Annotated in this window: 19 protein-coding genes; 13 read left to right on the top strand and 6 right to left on the bottom strand. The window is 62.9% G+C overall.

Annotated elements, in window-relative coordinates; all coding sequences use genetic code 11:
• Nucleotides 1–50: 50 nt before the first annotated feature.
• The 4 genes from R2E40_RS21765 (at nt 51) to R2E40_RS21750 (ending at nt 3,629) form a co-directional block, all read left to right on the top strand.
• The gene (locus tag R2E40_RS21765) at nt 51–806 is read left to right on the top strand and encodes a glutamine amidotransferase-related protein (RefSeq protein WP_011704255.1); all 756 of its coding nucleotides are present in this window, start codon (nt 51–53) and stop codon (nt 804–806) included.
• The gene (gene ald / locus R2E40_RS21760; protein ID WP_017410574.1) at nt 803–1,918 is read left to right on the top strand and encodes an alanine dehydrogenase; all 1,116 of its coding nucleotides are present in this window, start codon (nt 803–805) and stop codon (nt 1,916–1,918) included. Before R2E40_RS21765 ends, ald begins: the two co-directional genes overlap by 4 nt.
• 119 nt (nt 1,919–2,037) lie before the next feature.
• Nucleotides 2,038–2,877, top strand: coding sequence for a PfkB family carbohydrate kinase (locus tag R2E40_RS21755; protein ID WP_016349070.1), 840 nt, complete (start codon nt 2,038–2,040; stop codon nt 2,875–2,877).
• A gap of 299 nt (nt 2,878–3,176) precedes the next feature.
• Nucleotides 3,177–3,629: an Rrf2 family transcriptional regulator gene (locus tag R2E40_RS21750; protein ID WP_011704258.1), complete on the top strand. Its 453-nt coding sequence runs from the start codon at nt 3,177–3,179 to the stop codon at nt 3,627–3,629.
• A 58-nt stretch (nt 3,630–3,687) separates the two neighbouring features.
• Here R2E40_RS21750 and R2E40_RS21745 read toward each other — a convergent pair whose 3' ends face one another.
• Complete coding sequence (locus R2E40_RS21745) at nt 3,688–4,200, bottom strand: ferredoxin-type protein NapF (protein ID WP_011704259.1); 513 nt, start codon at nt 4,198–4,200, stop codon at nt 3,688–3,690.
• Nucleotides 4,201–4,338: 138 nt separating this feature from the next.
• On the opposite strand from R2E40_RS21745, the gene R2E40_RS21740 reads away from it, so the two are divergent.
• Nucleotides 4,339–4,554, top strand: a complete 216-nt coding sequence (locus tag R2E40_RS21740) for a hypothetical protein (protein WP_016349071.1) — start codon at nt 4,339–4,341, stop codon at nt 4,552–4,554.
• Nucleotides 4,551–5,891, top strand: a complete 1,341-nt coding sequence (rmuC, locus tag R2E40_RS21735; protein WP_076362604.1) for a DNA recombination protein RmuC — start codon at nt 4,551–4,553, stop codon at nt 5,889–5,891. The genes R2E40_RS21740 and rmuC overlap by 4 nt, the downstream gene beginning before the upstream one ends.
• Nucleotides 5,892–5,995: 104 nt before the next feature.
• On the opposite strand, the gene R2E40_RS21730 is transcribed toward rmuC, so the two are convergent.
• The 5 genes from R2E40_RS21730 to def form a co-directional block, all read right to left on the bottom strand.
• Nucleotides 5,996–7,438 carry a TrkH family potassium uptake protein gene (locus R2E40_RS21730; protein WP_011704262.1) on the bottom strand — a complete coding sequence of 481 codons (1,443 nt, stop codon included), beginning with the start codon at nt 7,436–7,438 and terminating at the stop codon, nt 5,996–5,998.
• Between the two features lie 96 nt (nt 7,439–7,534).
• Complete coding sequence (gene trkA, locus R2E40_RS21725; RefSeq protein ID WP_011704263.1) at nt 7,535–8,911, bottom strand: Trk system potassium transporter TrkA; 1,377 nt, start codon at nt 8,909–8,911, stop codon at nt 7,535–7,537.
• A gap of 147 nt (nt 8,912–9,058) precedes the next feature.
• Nucleotides 9,059–10,351, bottom strand: a complete 1,293-nt coding sequence (gene rsmB, locus R2E40_RS21720) for a 16S rRNA (cytosine(967)-C(5))-methyltransferase RsmB (RefSeq protein WP_017410576.1) — start codon at nt 10,349–10,351, stop codon at nt 9,059–9,061.
• Nucleotides 10,352–10,407: 56 nt separating this feature from the next.
• Nucleotides 10,408–11,352, bottom strand: coding sequence for a methionyl-tRNA formyltransferase (gene fmt, locus R2E40_RS21715; RefSeq protein WP_318164362.1), 945 nt, complete (start codon nt 11,350–11,352; stop codon nt 10,408–10,410).
• Nucleotides 11,353–11,364: 12 nt separating this feature from the next.
• The gene (def, locus tag R2E40_RS21710; protein WP_011704266.1) at nt 11,365–11,877 is read right to left on the bottom strand and encodes a peptide deformylase; all 513 of its coding nucleotides are present in this window, start codon (nt 11,875–11,877) and stop codon (nt 11,365–11,367) included.
• 108 nt (nt 11,878–11,985) lie between these two features.
• Between def and R2E40_RS21705 the strand changes: the two genes are divergently transcribed.
• The 7 genes from R2E40_RS21705 to hemF all read left to right on the top strand — a co-directional run bounded on the left by R2E40_RS21705 (nt 11,986) and on the right by hemF (nt 17,546).
• Complete coding sequence (locus tag R2E40_RS21705; protein ID WP_318164361.1) at nt 11,986–13,074, top strand: LysM peptidoglycan-binding domain-containing protein; 1,089 nt, start codon at nt 11,986–11,988, stop codon at nt 13,072–13,074.
• Between the two features lies 1 nt (nt 13,075).
• Entirely contained in the window at nt 13,076–14,191 is a 1,116-nt protein-coding gene (gene dprA / locus R2E40_RS21700) for a DNA-processing protein DprA (protein WP_318164360.1), read from the top strand.
• Complete coding sequence (locus R2E40_RS21695) at nt 14,184–14,657, top strand: DUF494 family protein (RefSeq protein ID WP_011704269.1); 474 nt, start codon at nt 14,184–14,186, stop codon at nt 14,655–14,657. Before dprA ends, R2E40_RS21695 begins: the two co-directional genes overlap by 8 nt.
• 55 nt (nt 14,658–14,712) lie before the next feature.
• Nucleotides 14,713–15,270 carry a type I DNA topoisomerase gene (locus R2E40_RS21690; RefSeq protein WP_318164359.1) on the top strand — a complete coding sequence of 186 codons (558 nt, stop codon included), beginning with the start codon at nt 14,713–14,715 and terminating at the stop codon, nt 15,268–15,270.
• Nucleotides 15,271–15,344: 74 nt separating this feature from the next.
• The gene (gene purE, locus R2E40_RS21685) at nt 15,345–15,848 is read left to right on the top strand and encodes a 5-(carboxyamino)imidazole ribonucleotide mutase (protein WP_016349078.1); all 504 of its coding nucleotides are present in this window, start codon (nt 15,345–15,347) and stop codon (nt 15,846–15,848) included.
• 134 nt (nt 15,849–15,982) lie between these two features.
• A complete protein-coding gene (locus R2E40_RS21680) occupies nt 15,983–16,543 on the top strand; it encodes a Sua5/YciO/YrdC/YwlC family protein (protein WP_042065946.1) in 561 nt (186 codons plus the stop codon).
• 94 nt (nt 16,544–16,637) lie between these two features.
• Nucleotides 16,638–17,546: an oxygen-dependent coproporphyrinogen oxidase gene (gene hemF / locus R2E40_RS21675; RefSeq protein ID WP_318164358.1), complete on the top strand. Its 909-nt coding sequence runs from the start codon at nt 16,638–16,640 to the stop codon at nt 17,544–17,546.
• The last annotated feature ends 81 nt before the right edge of the window (nt 17,547–17,627 follow it).

Raw genomic sequence — 17,627 nt, 5'->3', positions numbered from 1 at the left:
GTGGCAGGAATCCACCTTCGTTCGCCGCTATCACTGTGAAGGAGTAACAGATGCGACTGGGAATTCTCGATTGTGACCGGCTGGACCCCGACTTGGTGGGGGATTTCGGCCCCGTTTACTCCGAGATGTTTATCAAGGGCTTCCGGGCGCTGGCCCCCGGGCTGGAGTTTCGGGTCTGGTCGGCGCTCGATGGCGAGCTGCCGGCCGATCTGCACGAGTGCGATGCCTGGCTCATCACCGGCTCGCGCCACGATGCCTACAGCGACATCCCCTGGATCCGGGCGCTGCGCGACTGGATCCGGCGCGCCCACGATGCCGACGTCAAGCTGGCCGGGGTCTGCTTCGGCCACCAGGTGATCGCCCAGGCGCTGGGGGGCGAGGTGATGAAGTCCACCAAGGGTTGGGGGCTGGGGGTGTCGGTCCATCCCATGCTGGCGCGACAACCCTGGATGGAGCCTGGGCTCGAGACCATCCGGATCCTGGCCAGCCACCAGGATCAGGTGGAGCAGCTGCCGCCGGGGGCCACCCGGTTGGCGGGCAATGATTTTTGTCCCAATTTCATGTTTTTGCAGGGTGACCACATAGTGGCCATCCAGGGACATCCGGAATTCTCGGTGGAGTACAACCGGGCGCTGATCGAGCGGCGGCGGGATCTGCTGCCGGACGATCGTTACCAGCGCAGCCTCTCCTCGCTGGAAGGAGAGGTGGATTCGGCCACCATGATGCAGTGGTTGTTGCAATTTTTGGGCATCCTGCCCGGCGCCGACACGGCCGCCGGCGGGATCACAGCAGGAGAGCGAGCATGATTATTGGCGTACCCAAGGAAATCAAAAACCATGAATACCGGGTCGGCATGACTCCCGCCGGAGTGCAGGAGCTGACGGCCCGGGGACACAAGGTGCTGGTGCAGCAGCAGGGAGGCGAGGCGATCGGGCTGTCCGACGCCGAGTACCAGGCAGCCGGTGCCGAACTGGTGGCCAGCGCGGCGGAGATCTTCGCCCGGGCCGAGATGATAGTGAAGGTGAAGGAGCCCCAGCCGGAGGAGTGCGAACTGCTCAGGCCGGGCCAGCTGCTGTTCACCTATCTGCACCTGGCGCCGGACCCGGTGCAGACCCAGCTGCTGGTGCACTCGGGGGCGGTGGCCATCGCCTACGAGACGGTGACTGACGAACGCGGCGGCCTGCCGCTGCTGGCGCCCATGTCCGAGGTGGCGGGGCGGATGGCGATCCAGGCCGGTGCCCACAGCCTGGAGAAGGCGCAGGGAGGCAACGGCACCCTGCTGGGCGGGGTGCCCGCGGTGGCGCCCGCCAAGGTGGTGGTGCTGGGTGGCGGGGTGGTCGGTGTCAACTCGGCGCGCATGGCGCTGGGACTGGGGGCCGACGTCACCATCCTGGATCGCTCCCTGCCGCGACTGCGGGAGCTGGACAGCCTGTACGGCCCGGCTCTCAAGACCCTCTACTCCACCCGTACCAACATAGAGGCGTGCATCGCCCAGGCCGATCTGGTGATCGGTGCCGTGCTGATCCCGGGGGCGGCGGCGCCCAAGCTGCTGACCCGCGACATGCTCAAGCTGATGCGCAAGGGCTCGGTGCTGGTAGACGTGGCCATCGATCAGGGCGGCTGTTTCGAGACCTCCCACCCGACCACCCACGAGGAGCCCACCTACGTGGTGGACGGCATCATCCACTACTGCGTGGCCAACATGCCGGGCGGGGTGGCGCGCACCTCCACCTTCGCGCTGACCAACGCCACCCTGCCGTTCGTGCTGGCGCTGGCGGACAAGGGTTACGCCCGGGCGCTGCAGGATGATCGCCACCTGCGAGCCGGTCTGAACGTGTTCAAGGGCAAGATCACCCAGGCGGCGGTGGCGCAGGCGCTCGGCTACGAGTACGTCAGCGCCGAGTCGGTACTGGGCTGACGCAGCCGTCGCGCGCCCGCTCGGCAAACGTCGAGCGGGCTCACAAACCCCGCGATTTCAGGGAGGGCCGCCACGGCCCTTTCTCATATACTGGGCTCCCCTGTCAGTGAGGTCTCTTCATGTCCCGCATTCTGCTGCTCGCCAATCTCAACTGTGATCACGTGCTCTCCCTCTCCGAACCCCTGGTGGCCGGTGCCCGTCTGCAATACCTGGATCAGGGCCGCCGGCTCGGCGGTGGCGCCGCTAACACCGGCATCGGGCTGGTGTGGGCCGGCCACGAGGTGACCATCGCCTCGCGCATCGGGCTGGACGAAACCGGTGACTGGCTGCTGGAGCAGGCGGCGGGCTACGGTCTGGATTGCAGCCATGTTGAGCGTTTCGGCGGTGAGACCGGCGAGCTGCTGATCCTGGTGGACTCCACCGGCGAGCGCACCATCCTCCGGCGGCCGCGGCGCCCGGATCTGCCGGGGGATCTGCCGAGCGAGGGGGTGGACTGCCTCTACGTGAACTACCCGGGCACCGCCATCATCGGTTACATGCGCCAGATGCTCGGCAAGAGTTTCGTGGTGGCCCAGTATCCCAAGGGCGGCCAGGCGCGTCGCCCCTGCCACGTGCTGGTGGCCTCCCGCTCCGATCTCGGCGAGGTGGACGATCCCTGGCTGCATGCTCGCCAGATCGCCGGCGAGCAGCTGGCCTGGCTGGTGCTGACCGAAGGCAAGGCGGGGGCGGTGGCCATTCACGGCGAGGAGCAGATCCGGGTGGCGGCGCGGCCGGTGTCGGTGGTGGACACCACGGGGGCGGGGGATGCCTTCGCCGGCGGCCTGATCCACGGGCTGGCGCGAGGCATGGCGATCCGGGATGCACTGCAGTGCGCGGTGGACTGGGGTGCCTTCGCGGTCGCTTCCGAGAGTTCCATCCCCTCCAGCGCCCTGAAAAACTGGCTCAGGCAGCCGCACTGAGCCGCCATGAACTGTTGCCGATGAGGTCGCTTTGTACGGGCCGAGGCGGAGGGGAAAACCGGCGAATTTAACCGCCATAACCCCCCAAAACCTTGGACTAACCCTGCAAGTTTGCGATCAATCAAAGAAAGTGTCGATTTATGTGCATCTTCATCGACACCCGCCTGAGCTGCTCTTAACCTTGTCATTCCACGACTCAGATTAAGATGCGGACCTTGCGCGGGCGCAAGCGCTTCCCCGCCTCTTAGCTTTAGGTTGTCGTCCTGATTTCTGACTTGTAGTAAGAGGCAAGTGCGACCATGCAACTGACACGATTTACCGACTATGCCCTGCGTACCCTGACTTTTCTGGCGGTCCAGCCGGGAGATCGCCTGTCGACCATCACCGAGGTGGCCGATACCTTTGCCATCTCCCGCAACCACGTGGTCAAGATAGTGCATCAGCTCGGCATCAAGGGGTACATAGAGACGGTGCGTGGCAAGCATGGCGGCATCCGCCTCGGTCGCTCTGCCGTCTCCATCAACCTGCGTGACGTGGTGATGGATATGGAACATGTACTCTGCCCGGTGGACTGCAAGCGCGAGAACTGCCGCCTCTCCGGTGGCTGCCGCATCCAGGGTATTCTGCGCCGCGCCATGAACGCCTTCCTCGAGGTGCTGGGGGAGTACACCCTGGCCGATGCGGTGCGCGATCCGACCCGGCTCTGCCACCTGCTCGGCATCGAACAGGATTCGATTCTGGCCATGGCATAAGCCAGGCGAGCATGACAAAGGGGCCCACGGGCCCCTTTGTCATGTCCGGGGTTTGGGCTCAGAGCTGGGGGATCAGGGTGATGGCGCCGTGCAGGCAGGCGAGACCGCAGGCGCCGCAGCCGTCGCAGGCCGCCATGTTGATGCTGACGCCGTCGGCGGTGGCCTTGATCGCCTGCTGGGGGCAGGCATCTTCGCACAGCAGGCAGTAGAAGCCCTGCCGGGCCTGGCAGCTGGCCTCGATCCGCACCCGGGTCTGCACCTGGCGGCCCAGCTGCAGGTCGAGGGCGCCGGTCGGACAGGCTCTGGCGCAGCTGCCGCAATAGCTGCACTGGCCGCAGGCGAGATCCAGCACGGGCGTGCCGGCGATGGGGGTGTCGTCATATTCGGGCTGGTTGGCCGGTTTGAGCAGGCCGTTGGGACAGGCCTTGAAGCATTCACCGCAGCGGGAGCAGAGGGAGAGAAACTGGGACTCTTCGATGGCCCAGGGGGGACGCGCTTCGTGACAAACCACCTCCGGTTTGCGAGAGCCCCCCAATGCTTGCGTCAGCCAGCGACAGAAAAAATGAGTCATGCTCACCCCTGATACCTATTAGGGGTTAATTTTATCCAAGTTTCTCTTCGCAAGCCAGAGAATAGCGCCGGCCAGGATCGCAAGCCGGGTTGCCCTTGTGTAAGCTAGGCGGGTCTTTTTGCAGGATTGAATGAACTCATGTGGTTATTTCTGTGGCGTGCTTCTCTGCTCTATGTCTTCCCCTTGCTGATGTGGGGCTACTGCCGCATCAAGGGGATCGAATTCGTCGAGCTCGACACCGGAGTTAACAGTCACAAGTGGGTGGTGCTGGCCGCCTATCTGCTCTACGTGCTGCTCTGGCTGCTGCTCAACCGCTATCTCGAACTCTTTCTGCGTCAGCGGAGCCGCAAATGATCGAACCCGGGCTCTGGAGCCTGCTGCTGGCTGCCGCCGTGCTGGCGGCCGGCCTCGGCTGGCTGGCGGGCCGGCGTGGTGCGGCCCAGCTGGCCCAGCAGGTGCTGCTGAGCGAGGAGCGCCAGCAGGCGTTGCAGGATCGCTGTGACGAGCTGCAGGATGAAAAGTTGCAGAGCCAGCAGAAGCTGGAGCAGCAACAGACCCTGCTCATCAAGCTCACCGCCCGCCTCAAGGATGCCGAGGCTACCCTGCGCAGCGAGCGGCTGGCCGCCGCCGAGAAGCTGCAACTGCAACAGGAGGCGGAGCAGCGCCTCAGCCAGCAGTTCGAGAACCTCGCCAACCGGATCTTCGAGCAAAACTCGGGCAACTTCCGCGAACTGAACCAGAACAGCCTGGATCTGCTGCTGACGCCGCTGAAAGAGCAGCTTGAGGGCTTTCGCCGCCAGGTGGGGGAAACCCACGCCCAGGAGACGGCCCAGCGCCACAGCCTCAAGTTCGAGCTGGAGCGCCTGGCGGAGCTCAACGCCCGCATGACCGAGGAGGCGGCGGCGTTAACCCGCGCCCTCAAGGGCGACAGCAAGCAGCAGGGCAACTGGGGTGAGGTGGTGCTGGCGCGCATCCTCAGCGAATGCGGCCTGCGCGAAGGCCATGAGTACCACACCCAGGTCAACATCGAGGTGGACAAGGGCAAGCGCTACCAGCCTGACGTCATCGTTCACCTGCCGCAGGACAAGGACATCATCATCGACGCCAAGGTGTCGCTGACCGCCTACGAGCGCTGGTACAACAGCGATGACGAGTTGGAGAAGGCGGTCGCGCTGAAAGAGCACGTCGCCTCGGTTCGCAACCACATCCGCGAGCTGGGCCGCAAGGATTATCAGCAGCTGCCCGGGGTGCGCACCCTCGATTACGTGCTGATGTTCGTGGCGGTGGAGCCCGCCTTCCTCACCGCGGTGGAGGCCGACCCCTCGCTGGTGCGATTCGGTCTCGACAACAACATCCTGCTGGTGAGCCCCACCAACCTGATGGTGGCGCTGCGCACCATAGAGAATCTGTGGCGCTACGAGCGGCAGAACCAGAATGCCCGCCAGATCGCCGAGCGGGCCGGCCGCCTCTACGAGAAGCTGCGGCTGTTCGTGGAGGAGATGCAGCAGCTGGGTGGCAGCCTGCACCGGGCGCAGGAGAGCTACGACAAGGCGATGGGGCGGCTGGTCAACGGGCGCGGCAACCTGATCGCCCAGGTGGAGCGTTTTCGCGAGCTGGGGGTGGAGGTGACCAAGACCCTGCCCGAGCCGCTGGTCAACCGGGCGCTGGAGCGGGAAGACCCGGCCGAGTGAGGCGGGGCCTCATGCTTCATGCAACAAGAAGGGCAGCCAGTGGCTGCCCTTCTGCATTTCTTCGTCTTGGTCCCCTTCGCCATTCGATCTCGCGCACTCACCGGCTACTGCTTCCAGAAGGAGGGGAAGAAGAGTACCGCCACGGTCAGGATCTCGAGCCGTCCCAGCAGCATGCCGAACGACAGGATCCACTTGGCCGAGTCCGGCAGGGTGGCGAAGTTGGTGCTGGGGCCGATGATCGGGCCCATGCCCGGACCCACGTTGGCGACGGCGGTGATGGAGCCCGAGATGGCGGTCAGGGGATCCAGCCCGATGGCGGCGAGCAGGGCGGCGATCAGCAGGATGACGGCGAAGTAGGCCAGCACGAAGGAGATCATCGAGCGGATGATGGCGTCGTTGACCGGGCGGCCGTTGTACTTCTGCGGGAAGACGCCGGAGGGGTGCATCAGCTGGCGCATCTGCTTCTTGAACAGGGCGAACGCCACCTGTACCCGGAAGATCTTGAGGCCGCCGGCGGTGGAGCCGGAGCAGGCGCCGAGGGCCAGCAAGATGATGAAGATGATGCTGGTGAGCGGGCCCCAGGTGCCGAAGTCACCGAGCCCGAAGCCGGTGGTGGTGAGCACGGAGACGATGTTGAAGCAGCTGATGCGCAGGGCATCCATGAAACCGTAGATGTCTCTTAGCCACAGATAGAAGGTGACCACCACGGTGACCCAGACTACCAGCCAGAAGAAACCCTGTACCTGGGCATCCTTGAGCAGGCTGTTGTCACGCCGGCTCAGGCTCTGCACGTAGAGCAGGAAGGGCAGGCCGCCGAGGAACATGAAGACGGTACCGATCCAGTGCGCCGAGTTGGAGAAGTGGGACATGGATTGATCGGAGGTGGAGTAGCCACCGGTGCTGAGGGTGGTCATCGAGTGATTGACCGCCTCGAACAGGGTCATGCCGCTCACCCAGTAGGCCAGGAAGCAGAGCATGGAGAGCACCAGGTAGACCAGCACTATGTTGTTGGCCACCGTCTTGGCGCGCGGCGCACTCTTGTCGGACCAATCCGAGCTCTCGGTCTGGAACAGCTTCATGCCGCCCACGTTGAGGTAGGGCAGCACCGCCACCGCCATCACGATGAAGCCCACCCCGCCCAGCCACTGCAGGATGGAGCGCCACAACAATATGCTGTGGGCCATGCCGTCGAGCCCCGACAGCACGGTGGAGCCGGTGGTGGTGACCCCCGACATGGTCTCGAAATAGGCGTCGGTGAAGTCGATGTGGTTGATGAAGAAGAAGGGCAGGGCGCCGAAGATGCAGGCCACCACCCAGACCGAGGTGGTGAGCAGGAACATCTCCCGCACGCCGAGGTGGAACACCGCCTTGCGGCCGTAATGCAGGCAGAGCAGGGCCGCACCGTGGGTGATCAGCACCGACTTGAGAAACTCGACGAACCCCTCGGAGCCGGTCAGCAGGGCCAGCAGGGTGGGCAGCCACATGAACAGGGCCAGCTTGGAGAGCACCAGCCCGAGAGTGAAGATGATGGGACGCAGCTTGATCATGCAAGATAACCTGGTCGTTGATTGACAAAAGACCCGGACAATCCCTGGTAGAGGCTGTGCCGGGTCTGGGTTGTGCTGCCTGGGTGCATGGGCAGATTACAGGAAGAAGGGACTTGGCTGGAACAGACGTTCCACTTCCGGAATGTACTTCTTGTCCACCAGGAACATCACCACGTGGTCATCCTGCTGGATCTGGGTCCGGTCGTGGGCGATCAGCACCTCGTCACCGCGCACGATGGCGCCGATGGTGGTGCCGGGCGGCAGCTTGAGCTCGCCCACCGTCTTGCCGACCACCTTGGAGGTGTTCTCGTCACCGTGGGCGATGGCCTCGATGGCTTCGGCCGCGCCGCGGCGCAGGCTATAGACGTTGGCGATGTCGGCTCGGCGCACGTGGGTCAGTAGGGCCGAGATGGTGGCCTGCTGCGGCGAGATGGCGATGTCGATGGAACCGCCCTGCACCAGATCCACATAGGCGCTGCGCTGGATCAGCACCATGGTTTTCTTGGCGCCCATCTTCTTGGCGAGCAGGGCCGACATGATGTTGGCCTCGTCCTCGTTGGTCACCGCGATGAAGACGTCGATCTGGTCGATGTGCTCCTCCGCCAGCAGCTCCTGATCCGCCGCGTCGCCGCAGAAGACGATGGTGTTTTCCAGCACCTCGGAGAGCTGCTCCGCCCGCTTCTGGTTGCGCTCGATCAGCTTCACACTGTAGCGCTTCTCCAGCTGGCGGGCGAGGCCGGCGCCGATGTTGCCGCCGCCGACGATCATGATACGTCGGTAGGGGCTCTCGAGCCGCTGCAGCTCCGACATCACGGCGCGGATATGGCCCGCCGCCGCCACGAAGAACACCTCGTCATCGGCCTCGATGATGGTGGTGCCCTGCGGGCGGATGGAGCGGCCCTGACGGAAGATCGCCGCCACCCGAGTCTCGATGTTGGGCATGTGATCGCGCAGGGTGGAGAGGGCGTTGCCCACCAGCGGGCCGCCGTAGTAGGCCTTGACGGCCACCAGACCCACCTTGCCACCGGCGAAGTCCACCACCTGCAGGGCGCCCGGGTACTCGATCAGGCGACGCACGTAGTCGGTCACCAGCTGCTCGGGGGCGATCAGGTGATCCACCGGCACGGATTCGGGCAGGAACAGCCGATCACGCTCCACCAGATAGGCCGGCGAGCGAATGCGCGCCACCTTGTTGGGGGTGTTGAACAGGGAGTAGGCCACCTGGCAGGCGACCATGTTGGTCTCGTCGCTGTTGGTGACCGCGACCAGCATGTCGGCATCCTGAGCGCCCGCTTCACGCAGCACCTTGGGATGGGCACCGTGGCCGTTCACCACCCGCAGGTCGAACTTGTCCTGCAGCTCGCGCAGCCGGTCGCTGTCGGTGTCGACGATGGTGATGTCGTTGTTCTCGCCGGCCAGGTTCTCGGCCAGGGTGCCGCCGACCTGACCGGCGCCCAGAATGATGATCTTCATAGGACGGCCTCATGAGCATCGCCGCTGCAACGGCGGCCAGGGTGCGTGGGGACGGTCATCAACAGGATGAATCTCATAGGGAAAGCGCGCTCGATGTTGGGCAGTAATGGGTGCCGCAAGCGGCACCCGTCGTGAGTATGGCCCTGCTTACCGCTTGATCAGCTTGGCGTAGTAAAAGCCGTCCATCTCGGCCTCGCCCGGCAGGAACTGGCGACCCGGGCACTCCGGGGTGTCCTGCGCATGCAGCGGCACCAGAGTGGCGTCCGGGGTGGCCGCGAGGAAGGCGCGGATCTGGTCGCGGTTCTCTTCCGGCAGCACGGAGCAGGTGGCATACAGCAGAGTACCGCCGCTTTTCAGTTTCGACCAGAGGGCGCCAAGGATGCGGTGTTGCAGCTCGGCCAGCTCGCGGATGTCCTGATCCCGGCGCAGCCACTTGATGTCGGGGTGACGACGGATGACGCCGGTGGCGGAGCAGGGGGCATCCAGCAGGATGCGGTCGAACTGACCCTCTGGCCACCACAGATCCGGTGTGCTGGCATCACCGTGGATCACCTTGGCGGTGAGGCCGATGCGATCCAGGTTCTCCTGCACCCGCTTGAGGCGGTTGTCGTCGGCATCGACGGCGACTACGCCAGCCAGCGCGGGCTGGCGCTCCAGCAGATGGGCGGTCTTGCCACCGGGGGCGGCGCAGGCATCCAGCACCCACTCGCCCGGCTGCGGATCGAGCAGTGCGGCGGCCTGTTGTGCTGCGCCATCCTGTACCGAGCAGTCGCCGACCTCGAAGCCGGGCAGCTTGGTCACGTCGCAGGGACGTTCCAGCAGGATGCAATCCTCACCCTCTTCACCGGCCATCGCATTGATGCCGGCCTCGGCCATGCGGGCCAGCATCTGCTCGCGGCTCTGGCGCTGGCTGTTGTTGCGGATCCACATGGGGGGGCGCTGGTTGTTGGCCTCCATGATGAATTCCCATTCATCCGGATAGGCCTGGCGCAGCCGCTTGGTGAGCCACTCCGGGTGGCCGAGACGAATGCTGGGAACCCGGTCGATGCGCAGCAGAATGACTTCGGCGCTGCGCTGGAAGTTGCGCAGCACACCGTTGATGAGGCCGCGCAAGGAGGTGCCCTTGAGCAGCTTGACGGCATTGACGGTCTCGGCCACCGCGGCGTGAGCCGGAATGCGGGTGTAGATGAGCTGATAGAGACCGACCAGGATCAGGTAGTGGAAGATGCGGCTCTTGTTCTTGAGCGGCTTGTCCATCATCTCGCCGACTGCCGCATCGAGGCGGGGCAGCCAGCGCAGGGTGCCGTAGCAGAGTTCTTGCAGGAGGGCGCGATCGCGGGGCGCAACCTTCTCCTGGGCAGCAGGCAGAACGGCGGAGAGGGACTGGCCCTGATCCAGCACCTGTTGAATGACGAGAGCAGCCTGTGCGCGTGTTTTCATAGTGTTACCTTAGATGCGCAAGTCGGGGCCTGGGCCCCGCCTTGTGTCAATTCAGTTCAATTCAATTGCGTGCCGGGTTCAAACCAGTCGCGGCGAGAGTTGAGCAGGTCCGTCACGGACATGGCCTTCTTGCCGGGTGGCTGCAGGGTCAGCAGGCGCAGCACGCCCTTGCCGGTGGCGATGTCGATCCCTTGCTTGTCAGCCTTGAGCAGGGTACCGGCTGCCTGGCCGTGATCCTGTGCGACGACCTCGGCCTGCCATACCTTGACGGTCTGGCCGGCGACTTCAAACCAGCTGATGGGCCAGGGATTGAAGGCGCGGATGCAGCGCTCGATGGCGCCGGCCTCCATCGACCAGTCGATGCGGGCCTCTTCCTTGGAGAGCTTCTCGGCATAGTTGGCCTGTGCATCGTCCTGCGCTTCGGCGGCGGTGTTGCCGGCAGCCATGGCATTGACAGTGTCGACCAGCGCCTGCGGGCCCAGCCCGGCCAGCTTGTCGTATAGACTGGCGGAGGTTTCCTCGGCGGCGATGGGGCAGCTCACCTTGCGGATCATGGCGCCGGTATCCAGTCCCACATCCATCTGCATGATGGTGACGCCGGTTTCGGCATCCCCCGCCCAGATGGAACGCTGGATCGGGGCTGCACCGCGCCAGCGCGGCAGCAGGGAGCCGTGCACGTTGATGCAACCCAGCCGCGGTGTGTCGAGCACGGCCTTGGGCAGGATCAGGCCGTAGGCCACCACCACCATCAGGTCGGCGCCAAAGGCGGCCAGCTCGGCCTGGGCCTCTTCCTTGCGCAGGGAGGCGGGTTGATAGACCGGCAGATTGTGGGCCAACGCCAACTCCTTGACCGGGCTGGCGGTGAGCTTCTGGCCGCGGCCGGCAGGTTTGTCGGGCTGGGTATAAACGGCGACGACCTCGTGGTCGGAAGACAACAACGCCGCCAGGTGACGGGCGGCGAAGTCGGGAGTACCGGCAAAAATCAGTTTCAGCTTATTCAATGGGGCAGATCCTCAGAGGACTTTGCGATCTTCACGGGCCATCTTTTCCAGCTTCTGGCGAATGCGCTGGCGCTTGAGCGGGGACAGGTAATCCACAAACAGCTTGCCGACCAGATGGTCCATCTCATGCTGGATGCAGATGGCGAGCAGATCGTCTGCTTCCAGCTCGAATGCCTTGCCGTGGCGATCCAGGGCGCGCACCTTGACCCACTCGGCGCGGGGCACCAGGGCACGGCTGCCGGGCACGGAGAGGCACCCTTCCTCGATGCCGGTGCTGCCGGCCTGTTCGATGATCTCGGGGTTGATCAATACCAGAGGATCTTCACGGTTTTCAGAGACATCGATCACTATGATGCGCTGATGAATGTCGACCTGAGTGGCGGCGAGGCCGATGCCTTCCTCCGCGTACATGGTTTCGAACATATCATCTACAATGTGTTGTAACTCGGGTGTAAAGGTCTCGACAGGGGCTGCGACGGTACGCAGACGCTCATCGGGGAAACGCAATACATCTAGAATGGCCATAGTTTTTTCTTTAGTTTCGTATAAATGCAGTCAATATTGGCGTAATTCTAGTCATTTACGCCGACAAAAAACAGCAACACTTTGCGCGCAGAAGTAACAGGGAGTGTTATGTATCTGAAGCAAACCATCCTCGCCTGTCTGTTGGCCACCCTGAGCCAGGGCGTGCTGGCCGACCAGCTGAAACTGAAAGCGGGTTATCCCGAGACCTATGTGGTGCAAAAAGGCGATACCCTCTGGGATATTTCCGGCCAGTATCTGGCAGAGCCCTGGCTATGGCCAAGGCTCTGGAACATCAACCCGCAGATCGCCAATCCCCACTGGATCTACCCGGGCGACGTGCTGCATCTGAGCTGGGTCAACGGTGAGCCGCGCCTTGGCAAGGCGATGCAGGGCGGCAAGCAGGTTGTTCGTCTCTCTCCCAAGAGTCGTTACGAGAACAAGGCCAACCCCATTCCGACCCTGCCGCTCAGCGAGATCGGCCCCTTCCTGCAAACCGACCATATTCTGGCTGACAGCCAGCAGGCAAAGCAGCTGCCTTATGTGCTGGGCAATGATGAGGCACACATCGGCATGCTGGAGGGGGATACTCTCTATGTTCAAGGCTCGCTGATCCCGGGTCAGGACTATGGCATCTATCATCCGGGGACCATCTACAAAGACAAGAAGAGTGGCGAACAGCTGGGGCAAGAGGCGGTCTTCGTCGGCACGGCCAGGGCGGAAGCCCTGCTGCCCGACGGCCGCACCCGGGTTACCCTCAGCCACAATCAGCGCGAGGTGTATCAGGGCGACAAGCTGATACCGTTCCCGCCGCAGGAGAGCCTCTCCGCCGTGTTCACTCCCAAGGCTGCCCCCGTCATCTCGCCCGGCTATATCGTCGACTTGCCGAGCAAGGCCCGCGGCGGTGGCAAGTTCGACGTCGTGCTCATCAACAAGGGCATGCGTGATCAGTTGGCACCCGGCGATGTGCTGGAGATATTGCGGCCCGGTGCCCGGCTGGTGAGCAGGAATGGCAAGGTCGCCTATCGGGAGTACTCCTCCGTCTATGACAAGGCGTTCTATTCGGCCGGCAAGCCACCCCTGCCGTCGGAGGCCGTGGCCCGAGTCATGTTGTTCAAGGTGTACGACAAGCTGAGTTATGGCCTGATCCTGCAGAGTCAGGACATGGTCAGCACCGGTTATCAGGTCAGCAACTTCTGACGTGTCTCTTCCATCCGGGCGACTCGCGCTGTGGTTGACGCTGGATGCCGTCACCGGCATTGGTCCGGTCACTGCCGCTCGGCTGTTGGCCCATTTTGGCGGTGACATTGTCACCCTGTTCGACGCCGATGACGGCACCTTGCGAGCTCTTGGTCTGCAGAGCGCTCAAATCCAGCAGATGAGGTGGCCCCAGCCGGTTGTCGAGCAGGCGCTGAGCTGGGCCGCCGAGCCCGGCAATCATCTCCTGTGTCCGGATGACCCCGCCTATCCCGCTTTGCTCAAAGAGATCCCCGCTGCCCCGCTGCTGCTCTACTGCCACGGTAATCTTGCCGCCTTGTCGGTGCCTCAGCTGGCGATGGTCGGCACACGCCATCCGACCTATGCCGGCAAGGATAATGCTGCCCGCCTCTGCAGTGAGCTGGTCGCCTGTGGGCTGGCCATCACCTCCGGACTGGCGCTTGGCATCGATGGGGTGTGTCATCAGCAGGCGCTGGCGGCAGGGGGGACCACCCTGGCCGTGCTGGGCTCAGGGCTCGACTGCCTCTATCCGAAGCGTCATCAGGGGTTGGCTATGGCGATCCTGGCGCAAGGCGGCTTGCTTATCTCCGAGCTGGCACCCGACAAGGGACCGCTGGTCGAGCACTTTCCACGGCGCAATCGCATCATCAGTGGCTTGTCGCTGGGTACTTTGGTGGTAGAGGCGGCCGAGCAGAGCGGTGCGCTCATCACGGCCCGTTATGCATTGGAACAGGGGCGAGAGGTCTTTGCCGTACCAGGTGCCCCGCAAAACGTACAGGCTCTGGGTTGCAACAAATTAATCCAGCAGGGGGCCAAACTTGTATTGAGCGCGGCCGATATAGTGGAAGAGCTGCCCGGATTTGTCGGTCTGCTGCAGCAAGTGGCTGACTTGTCTGAGCATTCGAATAATAGCGAATTGCCTTATGCCGATTTGTTGGATAACGTAGATTATGAGACCACGAGCGTGGATACCGTTGCCGAACGGTCCCAGCTTCCTGTCGAAGTGGTATTGGGCAGGTTGGTAGAGCTGGAGCTGGCCGGTGCAGTGATGGCGGTAGCCGGTGGATACGTCAGAGCGAGGAGGGCGAATCATGTTTGATGTATTGATGTACCTTTTCGAGACCTACATCCACAGCGATGCAGATGTGATGGTCGAGCAGAATGAACTCACCGACGAACTGAGCCGGGCAGGTTTCGACAAAGACGAGATCGAGAAGGCGCTCAACTGGCTGGAGCGACTGGCCAACCTGCATGACAGCGAGCGGGAGGTCTACGTGGCCGCCAGCGCGCAAGGCTCCATGCGTATCTATGCTCCACAAGAACTGGCACGCCTCAGTACCGAGTGCCGCGGTTTCCTGCTGTTTCTGGAACAAGCCCAGGTACTCAATGCCGAAACCCGCGAAATCTGCATCGAGCGCCTGCTCGAGCTTGATAAACCGGATATCGAGCTGGACGATCTGAAGTGGGTCGTCATGATGGTGCTGTTCAACGTACCGGGCAGTGAAAATGCCTACCAGCAGATGGAAGAGCTGGTGTTTGACGAGTCAGATGGTGTCATCCACTGACAGCCCGGTGCCGCGCTGGTAGAATTCAGGTCATCTGGATTTCAAGGCGCGGCCCATGTCAAAAATCGATCATCACCTCTTTTCAGCCCACGAACATGCCTTCGAGCGCGAACCGTGCCCGCAGTGTGGGGCCGAGCTGGTGATCCGCCAGGGCAAGCATGGTCCCTTCCTTGGTTGTTCTGCCTATCCTGCCTGCGATTACATCCGCTCCCTGACTCCATCCGGTCGTGATATCGAGAAGGTGCTTGAGGGCTCGGCCTGTCCTGACTGCGGCCAGCCGCTGGCCATCAAGAAGGGGCGTTATGGCCTGTTTGTTGGCTGCACCCAATATCCGGCCTGCCAGCACATCGAATCCCTGCAGGAGAGCGACGATACCCAGATCCTCTGCCCGGAGTGTGGCAAGGGGCACCTCATCAGCCGAACCTCCCGCTATGGCAAGCAGTTCTACTCTTGCGACGGTTACCCCCATTGCAAATATGTGGTGAATGACAAGCCGGTCCCCATGCCTTGCTCGCAATGTGGCTGGGGTATCATGGTCGAGAAAAAGGTGAGGGGAGCACTGCGCTGGATCTGTCCGCAAAAGAAATGCGGCCACCAGAGCGAGCAGGTATAATCCGGCCGCCACAAGCGAATTAAAACGTTTTCGGCGAACTTCAACCCCCCACTTGGAGTAAGGATATTCCCACCATGAATAAACCCTTTGTTGCCGTATTGATGGGCTCTGATTCTGATTTTCCGGTGATGCAGACCACCCTCGAGGTGCTCAAGTCATTCGATATCGCGGTAGAAGTGAAAGTGACCTCCGCACACCGTACACCGGCTGCAACTCATCAGTACGTGACCGACGCCGAAACCCGTGGCTGCAAGGTCTTTATCTGTGCTGCTGGTCTCGCCGCTCACCTGGCAGGCGCCGTGGCGGGTATCACGACTCGTCCCGTGATCGGTGTGCCCATCGATGGCGGCCCGCTCAAGGGGCTGGATGCGCTGCTTTCCACCGTGCAGATGCCGGGCGGGGTGCCGGTGGCGACCGTGGCGATCGGCAAGGCCGGCGCCAAGAATGCAGGCTATCTGGCAGCTCAGATGCTGGCAGTGGCGGATGATGAACTGGCGGCCAAGGTACAGGCCGAACGCCAGAAAAATGCCGATGAGGTACTGGCCAAGGATGCCGCCTTGCAGGCCCTGCTCAAGTAAGCTCCGAGACGGCAACCACCAGCTCGTTCGCCATCAGCCTTTCGCTGGTCGATGAGGGAGGGGCACCAGGGTCGCCGTTCCGTAGGCTCAATGTTAATCAATGATGAGGCGACAGCCCGGCTGTCGCATTTTTTATGCCCAATGAATTTGAACTTGCAGTTGCCGCCCTCCAGCGCGATGGGGTGATTGCCTATGCGACCGAGGCGGTATTTGGCCTGGGTTGTGATCCTGACTCCGAGTCGGCGGTACACCGTTTGCTGGCGATCAAGCAACGCCCGGTGGAGAAGGGGTTGATCCTGATCGCTGCCGATCTGGCTCAGTTGCAGGATTACATCGATCTGGACCAGCTCACCAGCGAGCAGCTGGCCCGGGTGGAAGCGAGCTGGCCTGGTCCCTTCACCTGGATCATGCCGGCGCGCAGCAATACCCCTGCCTGGCTGACCGGTCAGTTCACTACCCTGGCGGTGCGTGTGACGGCCCACCCGCAGGTGCAGGCCTTGTGCCGCGCGTTTGGCAAGCCGCTGGTCTCTACCAGCGCCAACCTGACGGGTGAGGAGCCGGCCCGCCAGGTGGCGGATATAGGCGAATTGCTGGCGAGTCAGCTGGCCTATATCCTGCCCGGCGAAGTGGGGGGACAGGCCAATCCGTCCGAGATCAAGGATGCTAGAACCGGCGCCATCATTCGCCCCTCTTGAACCGCTCGGAGAGCGGCAATGCGGATCGGCTTAGCCCATCCGGCGACATCACAATAATAGGGTCAGGCGACGATCCTGGCTGACTGGAGACAAGATGAGCAAACCGGATGTGGCCCAGGTCAAGGCCTTCCTGCTGCAGTTGCAGGACGAGATCTGCCGTGGTCTGGAACTGGCCGATGGCACCGGACACTTTGTGGAAGATGCCTGGCGCCGTGAAGGAGGTGGTGGTGGCCGCACTCGCGTGCTGCGTCACGGTGCCGTGATCGAGCAGGGAGGGGTCAACTTCTCCCACGTTCATGGCGACGCCATGCCTGCCTCGGCGACGGCCCATCGGCCGGAACTGGCGGGCCGCCGGTTTGAGGCCATGGGGGTGTCGCTGGTGATCCACCCACACAATCCGTACGTACCGACCAGCCACGCCAATGTGCGCTTCTTCATCGCCGAGAAAGAGGGGGAGGAGCCGATCTGGTGGTTTGGTGGCGGCTTCGATCTCACCCCGTTTTATCCGTTCGAGGAGGACGTGCGGCATTGGCATCAGGTCTCCTTTGATCTTTGTCAGCCGTTCGGCACCGACATTTATCCCGAGTTCAAATCCTGGTGTGATCGCTACTTCTTCCTCAAGCACCGGGACGAGACGCGCGGCGTCGGCGGCCTCTTCTTCGACGATCTGAATCGCTGGCCGTTTGCCGACTGTTTCGCCTTTATGCAGGCGGTCGGCAAGGGCTATCTCGATGCCTACCTGCCGATCGTCGAGCGCCGCAAGGCGCTGGTTTATGGCGAACGGGAGCGGGAATTCCAGCTCTATCGTCGTGGCCGCTACGTGGAGTTCAATCTGGTGTATGACCGTGGCACCCTGTTCGGCTTGCAGACTGGCGGGCGCACCGAGTCGATCCTGATGTCGATGCCGCCGCTGGCGCGCTGGGAATATGGCTGGCAGCCGCCCGCGGGCAGCCCGGAGGCATTGCTCTACAGCGACTACCTCAAACCACGCGAGTGGTTGTGACCAGAGGGGCCATGATGGCCCCTTCTTATTGGCCGATATTCGGCTTGTTACTGAGTGCGAAAACCCGTTAAATCGGGAGAT

Source organism: Aeromonas sp. CD, assembly GCF_033349375.1.
Lineage (GTDB): Bacteria > Pseudomonadota > Gammaproteobacteria > Enterobacterales > Aeromonadaceae > Aeromonas > Aeromonas hydrophila.
The sequence above is the reverse complement of the archived record's forward strand: the minus strand, read 5'-3'. Positions and strand labels throughout refer to the sequence as shown.